The sequence below is a fragment of the Methylobacterium soli genome (assembly GCF_008806385.1).
GTDB classification, from domain to species: Bacteria; Pseudomonadota; Alphaproteobacteria; order Rhizobiales; family Beijerinckiaceae; genus Methylobacterium; species Methylobacterium soli.
This window is the reverse complement of the sequence record NZ_VZZK01000026.1, coordinates 38,274-57,027: the sequence shown is the minus strand read 5'-3', so window position 1 is coordinate 57,027 and position 18,754 is coordinate 38,274. Positions and strand designations below refer to the sequence as shown.

The following is an 18,754-nucleotide window of genomic DNA, read 5'->3' as shown; positions in this document are numbered from 1 at the left end:
GGGATCGCGCCCGGCGCCGATCCCCGCTCCGGTCCGGGAGACGGGGCCGCCTGCGCCGAAGCCGGAGATGACGGCGCCGGCGGCCCAGGGCGCCCGGCGGCCGGCCGATCTTTCGGCGCGCCCCCGGTTCGCCCCTTGGTCCGTTCCTTGGTCCGTCCATTTGCCCGTTCCCTGGGCCCTCGCGGCGCTGGCGCTGTGCGGGCTCATCCTCAGCCCCCTGGTGTCGCTCACCCTCGAAGCCGTGCAGGGCTCGGGCGAATTGTGGCCGCACCTCCTCGCCTACGTGCTGCCGCAGGCGGTGGCGCAGACGGCCGGGCTCCTCCTCGGGGTCGGGCTCGTGGTGACGGTGATCGGCACCGGCACGGCCTGGCTGGTGGCGGCCTACGAGTTCCCGGGCCGGCGCCTCCTCGAGATCGGGCTGCTGCTGCCGCTCGCCGTCCCGACCTACATCGTCGCCTACGCCTATCTCGACCTGCTCCACCCCCTCGGGCCGGTCCAGGGTGGGCTGCGGGATCTCCTCGGCCTGACGAGCCCGCGCGACCTGCGCCTGCCGGAGCTGCGCTCGCTGCCCGGCTGCATCCTGCTGCTGGGCTTCGTGCTCTACCCCTACGTCTACCTGCCGACGCGGGCGCTGTTCCTGATGCAGACCGGCAACCTGCTGGAGGCGGCCCGCACCCTCGGCCGGGGGCCGGCCGGGGTGTTCGCCCGGGTGGCGCTGCCGCTCGCGCGCCCCGCCATCGCGCTCGGAGCCAGCCTCGCCCTGATGGAGGCGCTCAACGACATCGGGGCGGCCGAATTCCTGGGGGTGCGCACCCTGACGGTCCAGGTCTACGCCACCTGGGTCAACCGCCAGGATCTCGCGGGGGCGGCCCAGATCGCCCTGGTGATGCTCGTCGTGGTGATCGGCCTCGTGGCGGCCGAGCGCTGGGCCCGGCGCGGGCGCGGCTTCTCGGGCTCGGCCCAGCGCCCCCGCACCCTGGCCCGCCAGCCGCTGACGGGCGCCCGGGCGCTCGCGGCCCTCGGCCTCGGCCTCGCCCCCGTCGCCCTCGGCTTCCTGATCCCGGCCGCCTACCTCGCCCACGCCGCCGCGGGGCGCCTCTCCCGCGCCGGCCTGCCCGAGCGCCTGCCCGGCGAGATCCTCAGCACCGTGCTCTATGCCGGCAGCGCCACCCTGATCGCGGGGGCCATCGGCTTCCTGGTGGCGGCGAGCCCGAGGCTGCTGTCGCGGCGCCTCGGGCCCGGGCTGATCCGGGTCGCGAGCCTCGGCTACGCCCTGCCGGGCACGATCCTGGCGATCGGCCTCCTGGGGCCCCTGGCGCTCGCCGATTCGGCCTTCGCCTCGGCCTCCACGGCGATGTTCGGCGCCGCCCCCGCCCTGATCGGGCTCGGCACCGGGGGCGCCCTCGTCATCGCCTACCTGGTGCGCTTCCTCGCGGTCGCCATCGGCACCTGCGAGGCCGGGCTCGCGCGGCTGCCCGCCAGCCTGCCCGACGCCGCCCGGATGCTCGGCCGCGGGCCGCTGGCGACCCTCGCGCGGGTGCAGCTGCCCCTGACCTGGCCGGCCCTGATGAGCGGCGCCCTCCTGGTCTTCGTCGATTGCGTCAAGGAACTGCCCGCGACCCTGCTGCTGCGCCCCCTCAACGTCGAGACCCTGGCGACGCATCTCTACGGCGAGGCCGCGCGGGGCACCTACGAGGACGGCACCGTGGCGGCGCTCCTGATCGTGCTGGTGGGGCTGATCCCGGTCGCGGTGCTGCTGCGGCTCGGGAGCCGCGCAGGCCGCGCCTGAGGCTCAGGCGCGGGCCCCCGATCCCGGGGCCCCGCGCCGGGTCGAGCCTCGCAGCACCGGGCGCCCGCTCAGCACCACCTTGCGCACCGGCTGGTCGGGGGCCTTGAGGCGGTCGAACAGCAGGGTCATGGCCTGCGCGCCGATCTCGGCCACGGGCTGCTCGATCACCGTGAGGCCGGGATCGACGAGGTCGGTCCAGGGCTCGTTGTCGAAGCCCGCGAGCGCCAGCGCCCCGGGCACCGGCAGGGCGTGCGCGCGGGCGGCGCGGAGCGCCCCCATCAGGATCAGGCCGTTCGAGAGGATCAGGGCCTCGGGCCGCCCGGCCTCGGCGAGCCAGCGCCCTGCCTCGGCCTCGGCGGCGGCCGCGTTCGGCAGCACCGCCCGGGCCGCGGGCGCGAGGCCGTGGCGGGCCATCGCGGCCTCGTAGCCGGCCCGGCGCTCCTGCGCGGTGGAACTCGTCGAGCCGAACAGGCCGCCGATCCGCCGGAAGCCCTCCTCGACCAGATGGTCGACGAGGGCGGAGGCCGCCGCCGCGTTGTCGAGGACGACGCTGTCATGGGCGCCGGGGGGGCCGGCCCGGTCGATGAACACCACCGGGAAATCGATGTCGGCCGCGCGCAGGCCCTGCGCGCTCGCCCGCGTCGGCGCGAAGATCACGCCGGTGACGCGCTCCTCCTGCATCAGCCGCAGGTACATCGCCTCGCGGGTCGCGTCCTCGTCGGTGTTGCACAGGATCACCCGCATCCCGGCCTGGTAGGCCGCATCCTCCACCGCGCGGCTCACCGCGGTGAAGAACGGGTTGCGGATATCGGCCACGATCAGGCCGATCGTCTGCGTCGATTGCGAGCGCAGGCGCCGGGCCGAGAGGTTCGGCCGGTAGCCGGTGGCGCGCACCGCCGCCTCCACCTGCTCGCGCAACGCGTCGCTCACCGGCCCACGCCCGAGGGCGCGCGACACCGTCGCGGTCGAGACGCCCGCCGCCCGGGCCACGTCGCGGATGCCGACACTCATGATACGGGAAACGTTTGCAAGCTCATACGACGAGTTGTGCCATGCGCGCCGCAGCGCGGCAAGGGCTCACGAATGCGTGACCGTGCCGATCGATTGACAGAAACACTGAAAACGTTTTCAGTGACCGCAACAACGAATCCACCGAAGCCGGGAGGAGCACGCCATGCTCGCACCGACACCGCCCCTGACGCCCCGCCTCCTCGTCCGCACCGCCACCGCGCCGCAGGACAAGGATGCTGCCATCCGCGAGGCGGCGCAGCTCCTGATCGCGGCCGGCTGCATCGACCCGGCCTATGCCGACAGCATGCTGCGGCGCGAGGCGGTGGCGAACACCTATCTGGGCCACGGCGTCGTCATTCCCCACGGCATGGTCGACGACCGCCACCTCGTCCGCGAGAGCGGGCTGGCGGTGCTGCAGGTCCCCGAGGGCATCCTCTGGCATGACGGGCAGGTGGCGCATCTCGTGGTCGCCATCGCGGCCCAGTCCGACACCCACATCACGGTGCTGCGCCGCCTGACCCGCCTGATCCAGGACGAGGCCCGGCTCGAGCGCCTGCGCACCACGACGCGGGCCGAGGACATCGCCGAGGCGCTCGGCGAGGATGTGGGCGCTCCGAGCCCGTCCGGCCCGGCGAGCGACCTGCGCCAGCGCTTCGACTGGACGGTGGATTACCCGACGGGGCTGCACGCCCGTCCGGCGGCCCACTGGGTCGAGACGGCGCGGGCCTGCCCGGCCCGCATCCAGGTCCGTCACGGCGCGCAGGTGGCGGATGCCAAGAACCTGATCACCCTGCTGCAGCTCGGCCTGCATTGCGGCGACGCGGTCGTGATCTCCACCGAGGGCGACGACGAGGCCGGGGCGCTCGCCCGGATCTGCGCGGCGGTGACGTCCCTGAGCGCCGGCGAGAAGGCGGCGGCCCAGCGCGCCGCCGAGGCGGCCGCCAGGGCCAGCGCCCCCGTGGCCGGCTGGAACCCCGCCGACGCGCCGCGCATCCTGCCCGGCATCGGCGCGAGCCCGGGCATCGCCATCGGGCCCATCCACGTGCTGGCCGCGACCGAGCTCACGGTGCCGGACGAGCCGGAGCCCCTGACCTCCGGCGGCGACCGCCTGCACGCGGCGCTCGCGGCCACCGGCGACCAGCTCCGGGCGCTCGCCGACGACACCGAGCGCCGCCTCGGCCGGGCCGATGCGGGCATCTTCCGGGCGCAGGGCGAGCTCATCGCCGACACCGACCTGATCACGCTGGCCTGCCAGCTCATGGTGGAGGGCCACGGCGTCGCCTATGCCTGGAACCAGGCGGTGGAGCGCCTGGCCGGCCAGCTCTCGGCGCTCGGCAACCCGGTTCTGGCCGGGCGCGCGGCGGACCTGCGCGATGTCGGCCGCCGGGTGCTGGCGCAGATCGACCCGTCGCTCAAGAGCGGGCACGACCTGCCCGAGGCGCCCTGCATCCTCATCGCCCCCGATCTCGCCCCCTCCGACACGGCCAATCTCGACCCGGCCCGGGTGATCGGGCTCGCCACCGCGCAGGGCGGGCCGACCTCCCACACGGCGATCCTGGCGCGCACGCTCGGCATCCCCGCTCTGGTGGCGGGCGGTGCCGGGCTCCTGGGCCTGCAGAACCACGCCACCGCGATCCTGGACGGCACCACCGGGCGCCTCTACCTCGACCCGAGCGCGGCCGACATCGCCGCCGCGACCGCGTGGCGCGCCCGCCAGCGGGAGCAGGCGGAGGAGGAGGCCCGCGAGCGGGCGCTGCCCGCCCGCACCCGCGACGGCCACGCCATCGCGATCGGCGCCAACGTCAACAACCCCGAGCAGGTGCCCTTCGCCCTCGACCAGGCCGCGGAAGGCGTCGGCCTGATGCGCACCGAGTTCCTGTTCCTGGAGCGCGGCGACACGCCGAGCGAGGACGACCAGTTCGAGACCTACCGCGCCATGCTGCGCGCCCTCGAGGGCCGCCCCCTGATCGTGCGCACCCTCGATATCGGCGGCGACAAGCAGGTCGGCCACCTGCACCTGCCGAAGGAGGAGAACCCGTTCCTCGGCGTGCGCGGCACCCGCCTGCTCCTGCGCCGGCCCGACCTGATGGAGCCGCAGTTGCGCGCCCTCTACCGCGCCGCCCGCGATTGCGTGGCGGCGGACGCGCCCATCGGCAAGGACGCGCCGCTCGCCATCATGATGCCGATGATCACCTCGGTGCCCGAGGTGCTGCGCCTGCGCGCGGCCTGCGAGCGCATCCGGGCCGAGATCGGCGCGCCGCCGGTGCCCCTCGGCATCATGATCGAGGTGCCGGCCGCCGCGATCCAGGCCGACATCCTGGCGCGCCACTGCGACTTCTTCTCGATCGGCACCAACGACCTGACGCAATACGCGCTGGCCATCGACCGCCAGAACACCGAGCTCGCCCCGGAGGCCGATTCCCTGCACCCGGCCGTGCTGCGGCTGATCCACATGACCTGCGAGGGCGCGGCCCGGCACAGGCGCTTCGTCGGCGTCTGCGGCGGCATCGCGGGCGACCCCTTCGGGGCGAGCCTGCTCGCCGGGCTCGGCGTGCACGAGCTCTCGATGACGCCCCGCGACCTGCCCGGCGTCAAGGCGCGGCTGCGGGCCTCCGAGATGGCGGAGCTGAAGGTGCTCGCCGCCCGGGCCTGCGCCCAGGAGGACGCGGCCGCCGTCCGCGCCCTCGACGCCGGAATCGGGGGAGACGCGTCGTGAGCGCCGTCGTCACCCTCACCCTCAACCCGGCGATCGACCAGACCGTCACCCTGGCGCAGCTCACGCCGGGGGCGGTGCACCGGGCCTCGGCCGTGCGCAACGATGCCGGCGGCAAGGGCGTCAACGTCGCCTGCTGCCTCGCCGATTGGGGCGTGCCGGTGCGCGCCACCGGCATCCTCGGCCAGGACAACGCCGTCCCGTTCGAGCAGCTGCTCCTGGCCAAGGGCATCGACGACCGCTTCGTCTGGATCCCGGGCGAGACCCGCACCAACCTCAAGCTGCTCGACGAGACGCGCGGCGACACCACCGACGTGAACCTGCCGGGCCTCGCCATCAGCCCCGGCACCTTCGACGCGGTGCGGGCGGTGCTGGCCGAGCTGACGGCGCCGGGCAGCCTCGTGGTGCTGGCCGGGAGCCTGCCGCGCGGCCTCTCGCCGGATGCCTATGCGCGCCTCGGCACCGACCTGAAGCCGCGCGGCGCCCGCGTGGTGCTGGATGCCTCGGGACCCGCCCTCGCCGTCGCCCTCGCGGCGGCGCCCGAATCCCTGCCCTACGCGATCAAGCCGAACCGGCAGGAGCTGGAGGATTGGGCGGGCCATCCCCTGCCGACGCTGCCCGAGGTGACCGCGGCCGCCCGCGCGCTGCAGGCCCGCGGCATCGCCCTCGTGGTGGTCTCGCTCGGCGCCGAGGGGGCGCTGTTCGTCAGCGCCGAGGAGGTGCTGCACGCGATCCCCCCCGCCATGCGGGTCGCCAGCACGGTCGGGGCGGGCGATGCCCTCGTGGCCGGCCTCGTGGCGGGGCTCCATGCCGGCGCGCCGCTCCCCGAGACGGCGCGCCTCGCCCTCGCCTTCGCGGCCGGCAAGCTCACCAAGCCCGGCGCCAACCTGCCCCCGCGCGACACCGTGCGGGCGCTCGCCGAGACGATGCGGGTCGCGGCCCTGGCGCCCTGACGCCGCTTCGCCCCGCGACCTGACCCCGGGCGCTTCCGCGACGGAGCGCTCCGACACGCCGGGACGCGGCCCCGGCGCGAGCGCCCCCGGGCCACACGACGAACCCGCACACGGATGATCCCGAGGAGGAAACCATGGCACAGCTGCTGGCGGTGGTGGGAGGCGCAGACCTCTCGACCCATGCGGTGCTCGCCGTCGAGGCCCTGCGCAAGGCGGCGCGGCGGCGCGACCAGCCGATCGCGCTGGAGTTGCGCGGCCCCGGCACGAGCGGTAACCCGCTGCCCGAATCCGCGATCCGCGACGCCGAGGCGGTGCTGCTCGTCGGCTCGGGCGATCTCGGCGAGGGCCGGTTCGGGGCGCTGCGCCGGGCGAAGGTCGCGATCGAGGACGTGCTGACCGACGTCAACGCGGTGATCGACCGGGCGCTCGGCGGCGCGGCGCCGATCCAGGACCCGGCCGCGGCAGCTGGCGTGACCGGGGCGACGCGGGCCATCCGGATCGTCGCCATCACCTCCTGCCCCACCGGCATCGCCCACACCTTCATGGCGGCCGAGGGCATCCAGGGCGCCGCCAAGGCGCTCGGCCATGCCGTGCGGGTCGAGACGCAGGGATCGGTCGGCGCCCGCGACGCGCTCACGCAGGCCGAGATCGCGGAGGCCGACCTCGTCCTGATCGCGGCCGATACCGGGGTCGATCGGAGGCGCTTTGCCGGCAAACGGGTCTACGCCGCCACCACCAAGGCGGCGATCCGCGACGGCCGGGGCCTGATCGCCACGGCGTTGTTGGAGGCGAGCCTGCAGGCGGCTGCCGAGGCGGAGCCCCGGGCGAGCGGGCCGACGCGGCCGGCGGCCGAGCGGAAGGCCGGCGCCTACAAGCACCTGATGACCGGCGTCTCCTTCATGCTGCCCTTCGTGGTGGCGGGCGGGCTGCTGATCGCCCTCGCCTTCGCGTTCGGGGGCATCGACGCCATGGCGCCCGGCCATGCCGGCACCCTCGGCTACGCGCTCGGCGAGATCGGCGCCAAGGGGGCCTTCGCGCTGATCGTGCCGGCGCTGGCCGGCTACATCGCCTATTCCATCGCCGACCGGCCCGGCATCGCGCCCGGCATGATCGGCGGCATGCTGGCGGCCAACCTCCAGGCCGGCTTCCTGGGCGGCATCGCGGCCGGTTTCATTGCCGGCTACACGGTGGCCTTCCTCAACCGGCATATCCGGCTGCACAAGAACCTCGAGGGCCTGAAGCCGGTCCTGATCCTGCCGCTGCTCGCCACCCTCGTGACCGGCCTCCTGATGGTCTACGTCGTCGGCGTGCCGGTGGCGGCGATCCTGGCGGCGCTGACGGGCTGGCTCAAGGGCATGCAGGGCGCGAGCGCGCTGGTGCTCGGCCTCGTCCTCGGCGGCATGATGGCGGTCGATATGGGCGGGCCGATCAACAAGGCGGCCTACGCCTCCGCGGCCGCTCTGATCGCCTCGGGCGTCACCGCCCCGATGGCCGCCGTGATGATCGGCGGCATGACGCCGCCGCTCGGCCTGGCGCTCGCCACCCGGCTCTTCGCCAACCGCTTCACCGAGGCCGAGCGCGAGGCCGGCGGCGCGGCGGCCGTCCTCGGCGCCGCCTTCATCACCGAGGGCGCGATCCCCTTCGCGGCGGCGGACCCGCTGCGGGTGATCCCCTCCCTGGTGGCGGGCTCGGCCATCGCGGGCGCCATCGCGCTCAGCCTCGGCGTCGAGCTGAAGGTGCCCCATGGCGGCCTGTTCGTGCTGCCGATCCCGAACGCCGTGACGAACGTGACCGGCGCGCTGATCGCCCTCGTGGCCGGCACCGTCGTGACCGCCCTGCTGGTGGGGCTCCTCAAGAAACGGGCGGCCTGAGGCGTCTCGGCCACGGACAAGGTCGCGCCGCCGCGCCTAGTCTTGTCGAATCAAGATCATCGGCCGGCAGACTGAACATTTTTCTGATCTGTATTGATAAACTTGAACCCGGCGAAGACCGGGGCACGTCAATCAATCATTCTGAATTCAAATGGGGGACGATTATGAGAGCGGGATGGAGGGCCTCGGCCGCGCGGGTGGTGGCCAGGATGGGTCTGGCCGTGATGGGTCTGGCCGTGTTGGATCTCGGCGCTCCGGGCACGGGCGGAGCCTGGGCGCAGGGAGCCCCCGGCCTGGCCGAGGGCCTCGCGGCGCCGGCGCAGCGCCCGGGCCCAGGACTCGCCCGCCCCCCGCCGCCGCCCGAGAGCGGGCCGGGCTTTGCCGGGGTCGACAGCGCGGCCGCCGCCGCCGACACCCTCGGCCAGAGCGCGACGCCCGCGACCCTGCCGGCCGGCACCTTCGACATCGGCAACGGGATCAGCCTGCTCCTCACCTACACCGGCCAGGGCGCCATCAACCCGGTCGGCGGCATCCGGCAGGGCTCGGCCTGGGCGGGGCAGCTGTTCTTCGGCCTCGACGCCGACCTGAAGCGGCTCGCCGGGATCGACGGGGCCTCGCTCCACATCGCGGTGACGAACCGCCACGGGCGCAGCCTGTCGAACGATTTCATCGGCAACAACACCTCGGTGCAGGAGATCTATGGCGGCGGTCAGACCACGCGGCTGACCCTGTTCAGCTACCAGCAGAAATTGTTCGACGACCGCCTCGACATCGAGGTCGGCCGGCTGGTGGCCAACATCGCCTTCCTGAACTCGCCGATCTACTGCAACTTCCAGACGAATTCGGCCTGCGGAAACCCGACCTTCGTCTTCAAGACCTCGAACTTCACCTTCTGGCCGGTCTCGAGCTGGGGCGGCCACGCCAAGGCCTGGCTCACCGACACGGTGTTCTTCCATGTCGGCGCCTACGAGGTGAACCCGCTGCACCAGCAGCCCGGCGACAACGGCCTCGACTTCTCGACGAAGGGCGCCACCGGCGCCATCGTGTCGTTCGAGCTCGGCTATTCCACCACCTTCGCCAACGATCCGCTGCCGCGCAATTACGGGATCGGCGGCCGGGTCGACGCCTCCCACTACACCGACCCCGTGCGCGACATCACCGGCCGCGCCGCGGTTCTGACCGGGCTCAATTCGCTCACCCGCTTCGGGCGCTCCGGGATCTACGCCCGCTTCGACCAAATGGTCTGGCGCCCCGACCCGAGCGGGCCCCAGGGGCTGACGCTCTTCGGCGTCGCCATGGCGGGCACCTCGGGCCGCCTCGTCGAGGATTACTTCCTGGAGATCGGCGCGCTCCAGACCGGCACCTTCGCGGGCCGCCCCTACGACACGGTGGGCTTCGTCATCAACACGCAGAAGTTCAGCCCGCTGGCGCTGAGCAACATCATCCTGGCCCAGGCCTCCCTCGGCCTCGTCCGGCCGATCCCGAGCCAGCAGGTCATGATGGAGCTCAATTACGGCATCCAGGTCACCCCGGCGATCCGCCTGACGCCGAACCTGCAATACATCATCAACCCCGACCAGACCCGCTTCCCCTACCGCACCCGCAACATCCCGGACGCCTTCGTGGTCGGCGCCAAGCTCTCGGTGGACCTGTTCACCCTGGCGGGACTCGCCCGAGGACCGGGCAGCCTCTGACGCGCCCCACCTCTCCCGTCCGGGAGAGGGTTGCGGCCTTTCCGGACAACGCGCACCCCTCACCCCAACCCTCTCCCGCACGGGAGAGGGGGCGCGTCGCGCCATCCGGGCTGGTTCTGACACCCGCCGCGTCATCCCGAGGCCGCCGGCTCTTGAACCAACGGCGTGGAGCGGACGGCCAAGCGCCTCACCTCTCCCGTCCGGGAGAGGTCGAGTCGGCGTGAGCCGACCGGGTGAGGGGTGCGACCTTTCCGGATAACGCTCACCCCAACCCTCTCCCGAACGCGAGAGCGCGCCGCGCCGCCCGCGCAGGTCTCGGCCGCACAGTTCGGCCCCGCCGTCGCTTTTCCCGCAAGCTTGCGGCTCCCCATCGGCTGAAATTGGTCTAAACAGCCCCTCGACAGGACCGGGCGTTCGCGCGCACGGTCGGACGCGTATCGAGAACAGGCGATGACCGGCTTCGACACCCTGCCCCTGACCCGCCCCGCCTCGCAGCTCGTCACCATCTTCGGCGGCTCGGGCTTCCTCGGCCGCCACGTGGTGCGGGCGCTGGCCAAGCGCGGCTACCGCATCCGCGTCGCGGTGCGGCGGCCCGATCTCGCCCTGTTCCTGCAGCCGCTGGGCAAGGTCGGGCAGATCGTGGCCGTGCAGGCGAACCTGCGCTACCCGGATTCGGTGGCGCGCGCGGTCGAGGGATCGAGCGTGGTGATCAACCTCGTGGGCATCCTGCAGGAGGCCGGCGCGCAGCGCTTCGCCCGCCTGCAGGCGGACGGGGCCGGCGAGATCGCCCGGCAGGCCGCAGCACAGGGCGCCGCGATGATCCAGGTCTCGGCCATCGGCGCCGATCCGGCCTCGCCCTCGGCCTATGCGCGCAGCAAGGCGGAGGGCGAGGCGCAGGTCCTCGCGGCCTGCCCGGACGCCATCGTGTTCCGGCCGTCGCTGATCTTCGGCACCGGCGACAGCTTCTTCAACCGCTTCGCGAGCCTGGCCCGCGCCCTGCCGGTGCTGCCGCTCGCGGGGGCCGGGACGCGCTTCCAGCCCGTCTTCGTCGGCGACGTCGCCGAGGCCATCGCCCGCGCGGTCGAGGGCAAGGTCCCGGCCGGCAAGGTCTACGAGCTCGGCGGCCCCGAGGTCGCGACCCTCGAACACCTCGTCCGCTACATGCTGGAGACGGTGCAGCGCCGCCGCATGGTGGTGGCCCTGCCGCTCCCGGCCGCCCGGATCCAGGCCCGGATCATGGAGATCGCCAACACCCTGACCCTCGGCCTCCTGCCCAACGAGCTGAAGCTGACCCGCGATCAGGTCACCCTGCTGCAGACCGACAACGTGGTCTCGGAGGCCGCCAAGGCCGAGGGCCGCACGATCGAGGCGCTCGGCATCCTGCCCACGGCCGCCGAGGCGGTGGTGCCGGGCTATCTCTGGCGCTTCCGCAAGGCCGGGCAATTCGCCACCGGGCGCGGCACGGAGGCCGAGGCCGAGGTGCCCGACACCCTCGCGCACGACCCCCTCGATCCCGGCTCCCAGCATCGCCCGGCCCGCGCCAGCGGCCCCGCCATCGGGCCGAACGCGGCCAAGCCGAGCCAGATGGGTACCCGCTGGGGCACCCGGGGCTAGGGCGCGTCACCGCACGGTGGGAAGAGCCGTTCGCGACGTCGAGCGGCTCAGCCCCGGCGGATCCGCTCGACGGGGGCCGGCGCCGGCAGGGCGCTGCGCCGGCTCAGGCGCTTGTGCACATGCACCATCAGGGCGATGCCGAAGAGCGGCGTCAGCAGGTTCACCACCGGTACCACCATCAGGCCGGCGAGCAGGCAGCCGGCCGCGATCGTGGTCGCCCCGTAATGCCGGCGCATGGCCGAGGCCTCCGGAAGCGGCCGGAACCGGGCGGCCGCCATCTCGAAATATTCCCGGCTGAGCAGGTAGGCATTGGCCGCGAAGAAGGCCACGACGCCCACGACCGGCACGAAGAACAGGATCAGCGCCGCGAGATTGACGAGGAGCGCGAGGCCGGCAAAGCGCAGCGCGTAGAACATGGCGGGCCCGAAGGGCAGCGGCCGGCCGGTCGGCTCCCCGGGGAAATCCGTGCGCTCGACGATCTCGGCCGCGTCGTCGAGGAAGAAGCTCGCCACCAGGATCGAGACCGCCGGCATCAGGTAGGCGAGCGCCACGAACAGTCCGGCGCCGGCCAGGAAATACGCCAGCGTGTCGAGGAAGGGGTAATCCGCCGAGATGTGGTGGCTCGTCTGGAACCACTGGATCAGCCGCGTCAGCCCGAACCAGATCAGCACCAAGAGCCCGACGGTGAGCGCCAGGGACTTCCACAGAATGGCGCGCAGGGGCGGCGAGAAGACCTGCCGCAGGGCGGCGAACGCCGCTTGGATGAGCATGACGATCCTCTCCGGTGATGCCAGGCTGGGTTTAAAGATGAGGCCGGCCCGGTTGCGCAAGCCCGATCTGCGGCGCGGGCCCGGCCCGCACTTTTGCCGCGCCCCCGCGTTCAAGCCCCGTCTGCCGTCCCGGACGGCTCGCCTCGATGGATCGCCCGCCATGCGCCGGACCGCCCTCCTCGCCCTCGTCCTCGCGGCCCTCTCGGGCCCGGCCCGCGCCCACGAGGTGGGGGCCCACGAAGTGGGGGCCGACGAGGTGGGGCCTTGGGCCGGCGGCACCACCGCGCCGGCCGAGCGCTCGGAGGTCGCGGTGGCGGAGATCGACGGCCGGGCCTACGTGATCGGCGATTACAACGGCGCCACCGAGATCCTGATCTACGACCTCGCCGGGGATTCCTGGCGCAAGGGCGCGGCCTTCCCCTACCCGGTGCACCACGCCATGGCGGCCGGCATGGGCGGCAAGATCTACGTCTTCGGCGGCTACATCAACGGCTGGAACGCCGTCGCCAACGTCTTCGCCTACGACCCGAAGACCGATTCCTGGACACCCCGCACGGCCATGCCGGGCCCGCAGGCGGCGGGCGGCGCGGCGCGCCTGGGCGACCGGATCCACGTGGTCGGCGGCAGCCTCTCGGGGCGGGGCAACACGCCGGCCCACGCGGTCTACGACCCCGCCACCGACCGCTGGAGCACGGCCGCGCCCCTGCCGACGCCCCGCGACCACCTCGCCGTGCAGGCGATCGGCGGCCGGATCGTCGCGGCGGGCGGGCGCCGCGACGGCGATCCCGGCCAGAACCTCACGGCGACGCAGGTCTACGATCCGGGCACCGACCGCTGGAGCGAGGCGGCGCCGCTTCCCACGGCCCGGAGCGGCAGCGCCTCGGCGGTGCTCGGCCGGGAGGTCTACGTGATCGGCGGCGAATCGCGGGAGAAGACCTTCGACGCGGTCGAGGCCTTCGATCCCGACCGCGATGTCTGGCGGGCGCTCGCGCGCCTCCCCACGGCCCGCCACGGCTTCGGGGCCGTGAGCTTCGCGGGCCGCATCTACACCCTGGTCGGCAGCCCGCGCCCCGGCGGCGACAGATCCGGCACCGTCGAGGTGCTGACGCCGGCCGATGAGATGGGCACGCCCCCCGGACGGACCCCCGACAAGGCCGATCGATGACAGTGCCGCACCCGCCCACGCACGCGCATTTCCCCCCGAGCCACCGGCCCCGCCTCAGCCCGCTTCCCGCCGACCCGGAAATCATCGTGATCGGGGCGGGCGCGGCCGGGATCGCGGCGGCGCGGCGGCTGATCGAGCGGGGCCGGCGCGTGGCGGTGCTGGAGGCGCGCGACCGGGTCGGCGGCCGGGCCGTCACCACGCTGCTGCGCGGGCACGCGGTCGATCTCGGGGCGCATTGGCTGCATGCGGGGCCGATCAATCCCCTGGTGCGTCTCGGCCAGGCCCGCCGCGAGCCCCTGCGGCGGGCGCCGCAGGAGAGCCATGTCTGGGTCGGGCGCCGGCCCGGGCGCCCGGACGAGGCCGCGGCCTCCGCCCGGGCCTTCGCGCGGGCCGACCGCGACATCGGCCGCGGGGCAGCGGAGGCGGGGCCGGACCGGCCGGCCGCCAGCGCCCTGCCGCCGAGCCTCGGCCCCTGGGGCGCGCGGGTGGCCCTGGTCCACGGCCTGGTCTCGGGCCTGCCCCTGTCCGAGGTCTCGCTGCACGATTTCCCCAGCATGGAATACGGCGACAACTTTTTCATCGCGGGGGGCTACGGCGCCTACCTGGCGCGCCTCGCCGACACCCTGCCGATCGCCCTCGACAGCCCCGTCACCCGGATCGACTGGTCGGACGCCAGGGTGCGCGTCGAGACCGCGTCGGGGCTCACCCTCGGCGCCCGGAGCGTGATCGTGACGGTGCCCATGATGGTGCTGCGGGAAAGCCTCGCCTTCACCCCGGCCCTGCCGCCCGGGATCCGCGCGGCGATCGACGGCTTCCACACCGGGATCTACGAGCACGCGGTTCTGCACTGGCCGTCGAGCCCCTTCCGGGGGGCCGACCGCCTCGCCAGCATCGTCGGCGGGCGCCACCGCCCCCCCGGCCTGCTGGCGCGGCTCGACGGCACGCCCTTCCATTATTTCGAGCTCGACGCGCCCTCGGCGGCGGCGATCGATGCCGGGCTCGGCGGCGCGGACGCGGCGCGCCGCCACGTCCGGGCGGTGCTGGCGGAGCATTTCGGCTTCGCGCGCCTGCACGACCTCGCGATCCCGGCCGTGAGCGCCTGGCGCCACGATCCCTGGTCGCGGGGCTCCTGGGCGGTGGTGCCGCCGGGTCATGCCGGGGCGCGCCAAGCCCTGCAGGATTCCGTCTGCGGGCGGATCCGGTTCGCGGGCGAGGCCCTGTCGCGCCTGCAATGGGGCACCGCCGGGGGCGCCTACCAGGAGGGCATGCGGGCGGCCGACGCGGCGGCGGACGCGCTCTAACGCGCGGTGCTGGCCCTGCGGCGCCGGGCTTCGGCCCTGCGGCGCGGGGCTTCGGCCCTGCGGCGCAAGGGTCCGGCCCTGCGGCGCGGGGCTTCGGCCTTGCGGCGCAAGGCCCAGGATGCCACGGCTGCGTGGCGGAACCGGCCCTTGGGAGCGCGCCGGGAGGAGCCCGGCATGAACGGAATCGAGGCGATCGGCTATCTCGGCACGGTGCTGACCGTCGCGGCCTCGGCGATGAGCACCATGATCCCCCTGCGGATCGTCGCCCTGATGGCGAGCCTCGCGGTGATCACCTACGGGATCCTGATCGGCAGCATGCCGGTGGTGCTGACCGAGGCGATCCAGATCCCGTTCAACGCCTTCCGGCTCTACCAGATGGTGCGCCTCGTGCGCGACGTGGAGCGGGCGGCGGGCGGCGACCTCTCCTTCGACTGGCTCAAGCCCTTCGGCCAGGGCCGGCGCTTCCGGGCCGGCGAGACCCTGTTTCGCCAGGGCGAGCCCGCCAACGAGCTGTTCTACGTGGAGAGCGGGCTGTTCCGCATCCCGGAGCACGGGATCGCGGTCGGGCCCGGCGCCATCGTGGGCGAGCTCGGCATGCTCTCGCCCGGGAACCTGCGCACCGGCTCCCTCGTCTGCGTGACGGACGGCAGCGCCCGCTGCATCGCCTATTCGGAGGTGAAGCAGCTCTACTACCAGAACCCGGAATTCGGCTTCTACTTCCTGAAGCTCACGAGCGAGCGCCTGTTCCAGGGCGCGCTGAAATCCGCGCCCGATCGGGTGCCGGCCGGGACCGAGGTGCTCTGAGGGCGCCTACGGCTCCTGCCGCATGAAGCTGTCGGGCGTGCCGGTGCCCTCGCGGACGAAGCGGATGTCGCGCGGCTCGCGCCGGGGCGTGTCGACCGAGAGGAACACCACCGGCTCCTCCAGGATCTCCGGCACCGAGTGGACGACCCCGCGTTTGAACACCACGAGCTTGCCGGGCCCGACCTCCACCGGCGCCTCGTCGGCGAAGCGCATGCGGCAGCGGCCGGACAGGACGTAGAGATACTCGTCGCAGCTCGCATGGGTGTGGGGCGGCGTCGGCCGGTAGACCCGGAACACCCGCGCGCTCGCGGCCGGGTCCTCCGTGAAGCGATGGTCGGCCACCATCGTGTCCGAGGTCTCGGGCAGGCCCGCGACCGCCGCCGCGACGTCGAAGACGGCGTGGGCGAGGGGCGCGGGAGTCTCGGGCGGCGATGCCTCGGGCAGGGATGTCTTGGGTAAGGATGTCTCGGATTCAGGGGGCATCGGGTGTTCCTCCTGCGCCGGGTCCCGCCTCAGAGCATGCTCGGCAGGATCCGGTCGGGCGGGCGGTGGCCATCCATGAAGGTCTTGATGTTGATGATGACCTTCTCGCCCATGTCGACGCGGCTCTCGAAGGTGGCCGAGCCCATATGGGGCAGGAGCACGACCTTGCCGTTGCGGGCGAGCTTGACGAGGCGGGGGCTCACCGCCGGCTCCTGCTCGAACACGTCGAGGCCGGCCGCCGAGATCTCGCCGGCCTCGATCAGGCGCGCGAGGGCGTTCTCGTCGATCACCTCGCCGCGGGCGGTGTTCACCACGATCGCCTCGGGCTTCAGGAGCTTGAGGCGCCGGGCCGAGAGCAGGTGGTAGGTGGCGGGGGTGTGCGGGCAATTGACCGACACGATGTCGACCCGCGCCAGCATCTGGTCGAGGGATTCCCAGTAGGTCGCGTCGAGGTTGTTCTCGATCGGGGCCGGCACCCGGCGGCGGTTGTGATAGTGGATCTGCAGGCCGAAGGCCTTGGCGCGGCGGGCGAGCGCCTGCCCGATCCGGCCCATCCCGACGATGCCGAGGCGCTTGCCGGTGATGCGGCGGCCGAGCATCCAGGTCGGCGACCAGCCCGTGCTCCAATCGTCGTCCGGGATGATGCGGGCCCCCTCGGTGACCCGGCGGGCGACCGCGAGGATCAGCGCCATGGTCATGTCGGCGGTGTCCTCGGTCAGCACGCCCGGCGTGTTGGTGACCGTGATGCCGCGCTCCAGCGCCACCCCGACATCGATGTGGTCGACGCCGTTGCCGAAATTCGCGATCAACCGCAGGTTCGGGCCGGCCTGGGCCAGGAGCCCGGAATCGATCTCGTCGGTGACGGTGGGCACCAGCACGTCGGCCTCGCGCAGGGCCGTGGCCAGGGCCTCCTGCGAGAGCGGCTTGTCGTCGTGGTTGAGCCGCGTGTCGAAGAGCTCGCGCATGCGCGTCTCGACCACGTCCGGCAGGCGCCGCGTCACCACAACGAGCGGCTTGCGCTTCAACGACGACATGACCCCTCCCCCGCCGACGACCCAAAGCTTCGCGCGTCCGGCGTCGACGCATCCCGGGCCCGCCCGGTTCCGTCGGCCGGCGAGCCGGGCGGCGGGTCGGGTTCAGGCTCCGTTAACCACCTTCGGCCAGACAAGTCCGGGCGGCGTGGCGCCCATCCGAGAATGGGCCTCCGGCCTCTCTACCAGAGAGGGGACGGAACACAATGTGGGTTTCGGGCTCGGCGGGATTCAGGACCGACGGTTCGGGACGGGCCGGCGCGGATGGCCGCGCCGCGCGGAACCACTGCCGACGACGACACCGAGGGCGGGATGAGGAGGGCTTCGATGCGCTGGACGGCAGGTCTCGTGGTCGGTGTCGCCGCGCTCGCAGTTCTGTCGGCCTCCGGTGCCCCGGCCCGGGCCGCGCCCGCGGCCGGATCCCCGGACGTCGCGCTCGGCCCCGTCACCAAGCTGCCCCTGCCGCGCTACGCCAGCCTCAAGACGGACCGGGTGAACCTGCGCGAGGGTCCGTCGAAGGACCACCGCACGCTCTGGGTGTTCCAGCGCGCGGGCCTGCCCGTCGAGATCGTGGCGGAGTTCGAGACCTGGCGCCGGATCCGGGATTCGGAAGGGACGGAGGGCTGGGTGCTGCACTCGCTCCTGTCGGGGCGGCGCACCGCCATCGTGATCGCCCCGAAAGGGGCCGACAAGGCCGCCCCGATCCCGCTGCGCGCCCGCGCCGACGAGGGCGCGGAGGACGAGGCCCGGCTCCAGGCCGGCGTCATCGGCAGCGTGAAGAGCTGCACCGGCAGCTGGTGCCGGCTCGTCGTGGCGCTGCCGGCCAAGCGCGGCGACGTCGACGGCTATATCCGCCAGGACCGCCTCTGGGGCGTCTATCCGAACGAGAAGGTGGATTGAGGGCCCAAGCCCGGTCGAGACTCGGTCGAGACCGGGTCGCGCCAGGCGCGACCCGAGATCCCGCGCCCGGATCAGCTCTGGCGGCTGCCGCTGCGGCGGCGCAGGCGCACGATCACCTCGACGCCGGCGATCTCCATGCCGGGAGGCGCCTCGGGCAGCGAATCGACGGTGATGCCGCAATCGGGCATGTCCAGCACCTGGCCCTCGTCCTCGAGGTAGAAGTGGTGGTGCTCGCTCGGGTTCGTGTCGAAATAGGCCTTGGACCCGTCGAGGGCGAGCTGGCGCAGAAGGCCGGCTTCCGTGAACTGGTGCAGGGTGTTGTAGACGGTGGCCAGGGAGACCGGCACCTTGGCGCGCATGGCCTCGTCGTAGAGCATTTCCGCCGTCAGGTGGCGGTCGCCGCGGCCGAACAGGAGCCAGCCGAGGGAGAGGCGCTGGCGCGTCGGGCGCAGGCCCGCGCGGCGCAGGCGATCCCGCAGGTCCGAGAGGGGACAGCCGCGGCGGCCGGCAGCCCCGGCGGCCTCGCCCGGGAGGGAGGAGGACCGCGCGTTGAGGACGGCCTGCAGGGGCACCAGATCTGACATCGGCGGGACTGAACGCTCGCGAACGGATGGGAATTTGGGTCGTAGTATATTGGACGCGCCGCCGCACCGCA

15 protein-coding genes are annotated in these 18,754 nt (G+C 73.4%); 10 read left to right on the top strand and 5 right to left on the bottom strand.

Annotated elements, in window-relative coordinates; translation table 11 throughout:
• Positions 1 to 67 precede the first annotated feature (67 nt).
• Positions 68 to 1,789 carry an ABC transporter permease gene (locus F6X53_RS21540; RefSeq protein ID WP_151002412.1) on the top strand — a complete coding sequence of 574 codons (1,722 nt, stop codon included), beginning with the start codon at positions 68 to 70 and terminating at the stop codon, positions 1,787 to 1,789.
• A 3-nt stretch (positions 1,790 to 1,792) separates the two neighbouring features.
• On the opposite strand, the gene F6X53_RS21535 is transcribed toward F6X53_RS21540, so the two are convergent.
• The gene (locus tag F6X53_RS21535; RefSeq protein ID WP_151002411.1) at positions 1,793 to 2,800 is read right to left on the bottom strand and encodes a LacI family DNA-binding transcriptional regulator; all 1,008 of its coding nucleotides are present in this window, start codon (positions 2,798 to 2,800) and stop codon (positions 1,793 to 1,795) included.
• A gap of 163 nt (positions 2,801 to 2,963) precedes the next feature.
• On the opposite strand from F6X53_RS21535, the gene ptsP reads away from it, so the two are divergent.
• From ptsP to F6X53_RS21510, 5 genes are all read left to right on the top strand, one after another.
• Entirely contained in the window at positions 2,964 to 5,516 is a 2,553-nt protein-coding gene (gene ptsP, locus F6X53_RS21530) for a phosphoenolpyruvate--protein phosphotransferase (protein WP_151002410.1), read from the top strand.
• Entirely contained in the window at positions 5,513 to 6,466 is a 954-nt protein-coding gene (gene pfkB, locus F6X53_RS21525) for a 1-phosphofructokinase (protein WP_151002409.1), read from the top strand. The genes ptsP and pfkB overlap by 4 nt, the downstream gene beginning before the upstream one ends.
• Positions 6,467 to 6,600: 134 nt before the next feature.
• The gene (locus tag F6X53_RS21520; RefSeq protein WP_151002408.1) at positions 6,601 to 8,337 is read left to right on the top strand and encodes a fructose-specific PTS transporter subunit EIIC; all 1,737 of its coding nucleotides are present in this window, start codon (positions 6,601 to 6,603) and stop codon (positions 8,335 to 8,337) included.
• Between the two features lie 224 nt (positions 8,338 to 8,561).
• Positions 8,562 to 10,031 (top strand): carbohydrate porin, encoded by a 1,470-nt coding sequence (locus tag F6X53_RS21515; RefSeq protein WP_151002442.1) that lies wholly within the window; start codon positions 8,562 to 8,564, stop codon positions 10,029 to 10,031.
• 450 nt (positions 10,032 to 10,481) lie between these two features.
• On the top strand, positions 10,482 to 11,645 hold the full coding sequence (locus F6X53_RS21510) for a complex I NDUFA9 subunit family protein (RefSeq protein ID WP_151002407.1): 1,164 nt from the start codon (positions 10,482 to 10,484) through the stop codon (positions 11,643 to 11,645).
• Positions 11,646 to 11,692: 47 nt separating this feature from the next.
• Here F6X53_RS21510 and F6X53_RS21505 read toward each other — a convergent pair whose 3' ends face one another.
• The gene (locus F6X53_RS21505; RefSeq protein WP_151002406.1) at positions 11,693 to 12,415 is read right to left on the bottom strand and encodes a sulfate transporter family protein; all 723 of its coding nucleotides are present in this window, start codon (positions 12,413 to 12,415) and stop codon (positions 11,693 to 11,695) included.
• A gap of 160 nt (positions 12,416 to 12,575) precedes the next feature.
• Here F6X53_RS21505 and F6X53_RS21500 point away from each other — a divergent pair, with 160 nt between their 5' ends.
• The 3 genes from F6X53_RS21500 to F6X53_RS21490 all read left to right on the top strand — a co-directional run bounded on the left by F6X53_RS21500 (position 12,576) and on the right by F6X53_RS21490 (position 15,685).
• A complete protein-coding gene (locus F6X53_RS21500) occupies positions 12,576 to 13,580 on the top strand; it encodes a Kelch repeat-containing protein (RefSeq protein WP_151002405.1) in 1,005 nt (334 codons plus the stop codon).
• The gene (locus tag F6X53_RS21495) at positions 13,577 to 14,881 is read left to right on the top strand and encodes a flavin monoamine oxidase family protein (protein ID WP_191970934.1); all 1,305 of its coding nucleotides are present in this window, start codon (positions 13,577 to 13,579) and stop codon (positions 14,879 to 14,881) included. The genes F6X53_RS21500 and F6X53_RS21495 overlap by 4 nt, the downstream gene beginning before the upstream one ends.
• 174 nt (positions 14,882 to 15,055) lie before the next feature.
• On the top strand, positions 15,056 to 15,685 hold the full coding sequence (locus F6X53_RS21490) for a cyclic nucleotide-binding domain-containing protein (RefSeq protein WP_151002404.1): 630 nt from the start codon (positions 15,056 to 15,058) through the stop codon (positions 15,683 to 15,685).
• A gap of 6 nt (positions 15,686 to 15,691) precedes the next feature.
• Here the strand turns inward: F6X53_RS21490 and F6X53_RS21485 are convergent, their stop codons facing one another.
• Positions 15,692 to 16,168, bottom strand: coding sequence for a cupin domain-containing protein (locus tag F6X53_RS21485; RefSeq protein ID WP_151002403.1), 477 nt, complete (start codon positions 16,166 to 16,168; stop codon positions 15,692 to 15,694).
• A 29-nt stretch (positions 16,169 to 16,197) separates the two neighbouring features.
• Complete coding sequence (locus F6X53_RS21480) at positions 16,198 to 17,202, bottom strand: 2-hydroxyacid dehydrogenase (protein ID WP_151002402.1); 1,005 nt, start codon at positions 17,200 to 17,202, stop codon at positions 16,198 to 16,200.
• 324 nt (positions 17,203 to 17,526) lie between these two features.
• Here F6X53_RS21480 and F6X53_RS21475 point away from each other — a divergent pair, with 324 nt between their 5' ends.
• The gene (locus F6X53_RS21475; RefSeq protein WP_151002401.1) at positions 17,527 to 18,099 is read left to right on the top strand and encodes an SH3 domain-containing protein; all 573 of its coding nucleotides are present in this window, start codon (positions 17,527 to 17,529) and stop codon (positions 18,097 to 18,099) included.
• Positions 18,100 to 18,170: 71 nt separating this feature from the next.
• Here the strand turns inward: F6X53_RS21475 and irr are convergent, their stop codons facing one another.
• Positions 18,171 to 18,683 carry a Fur family transcriptional regulator Irr gene (gene irr, locus F6X53_RS21470; RefSeq protein ID WP_151002400.1) on the bottom strand — a complete coding sequence of 171 codons (513 nt, stop codon included), beginning with the start codon at positions 18,681 to 18,683 and terminating at the stop codon, positions 18,171 to 18,173.
• Between the last annotated feature and the right edge of the window lie 71 nt (positions 18,684 to 18,754).

Coding starts and splice junctions, on each gene's coding strand:
- F6X53_RS21475 (WP_151002401.1), top strand. CDS start 17,527: ATGCGCTGGACGGCAGGTCTCGTGGTCGGTGTCGCCGCGCTCGCAGTT.
- F6X53_RS21535 (WP_151002411.1), bottom strand. CDS start 2,800: ATGAGTGTCGGCATCCGCGACGTGGCCCGGGCGGCGGGCGTCTCGACC.
- F6X53_RS21480 (WP_151002402.1), bottom strand. CDS start 17,202: ATGTCGTCGTTGAAGCGCAAGCCGCTCGTTGTGGTGACGCGGCGCCTG.
- F6X53_RS21490 (WP_151002404.1), top strand. CDS start 15,056: ATGAACGGAATCGAGGCGATCGGCTATCTCGGCACGGTGCTGACCGTC.
- F6X53_RS21485 (WP_151002403.1), bottom strand. CDS start 16,168: ATGCCCCCTGAATCCGAGACATCCTTACCCAAGACATCCCTGCCCGAG.
- irr (WP_151002400.1), bottom strand. CDS start 18,683: ATGTCAGATCTGGTGCCCCTGCAGGCCGTCCTCAACGCGCGGTCCTCC.
- F6X53_RS21540 (WP_151002412.1), top strand. CDS start 68: ATGACGGCGCCGGCGGCCCAGGGCGCCCGGCGGCCGGCCGATCTTTCG.
- F6X53_RS21520 (WP_151002408.1), top strand. CDS start 6,601: ATGGCACAGCTGCTGGCGGTGGTGGGAGGCGCAGACCTCTCGACCCAT.
- F6X53_RS21510 (WP_151002407.1), top strand. CDS start 10,482: ATGACCGGCTTCGACACCCTGCCCCTGACCCGCCCCGCCTCGCAGCTC.
- F6X53_RS21505 (WP_151002406.1), bottom strand. CDS start 12,415: ATGCTCATCCAAGCGGCGTTCGCCGCCCTGCGGCAGGTCTTCTCGCCG.
- F6X53_RS21495 (WP_191970934.1), top strand. CDS start 13,577: ATGACAGTGCCGCACCCGCCCACGCACGCGCATTTCCCCCCGAGCCAC.
- F6X53_RS21500 (WP_151002405.1), top strand. CDS start 12,576: ATGCGCCGGACCGCCCTCCTCGCCCTCGTCCTCGCGGCCCTCTCGGGC.
- F6X53_RS21515 (WP_151002442.1), top strand. CDS start 8,562: ATGGGTCTGGCCGTGTTGGATCTCGGCGCTCCGGGCACGGGCGGAGCC.
- ptsP (WP_151002410.1), top strand. CDS start 2,964: ATGCTCGCACCGACACCGCCCCTGACGCCCCGCCTCCTCGTCCGCACC.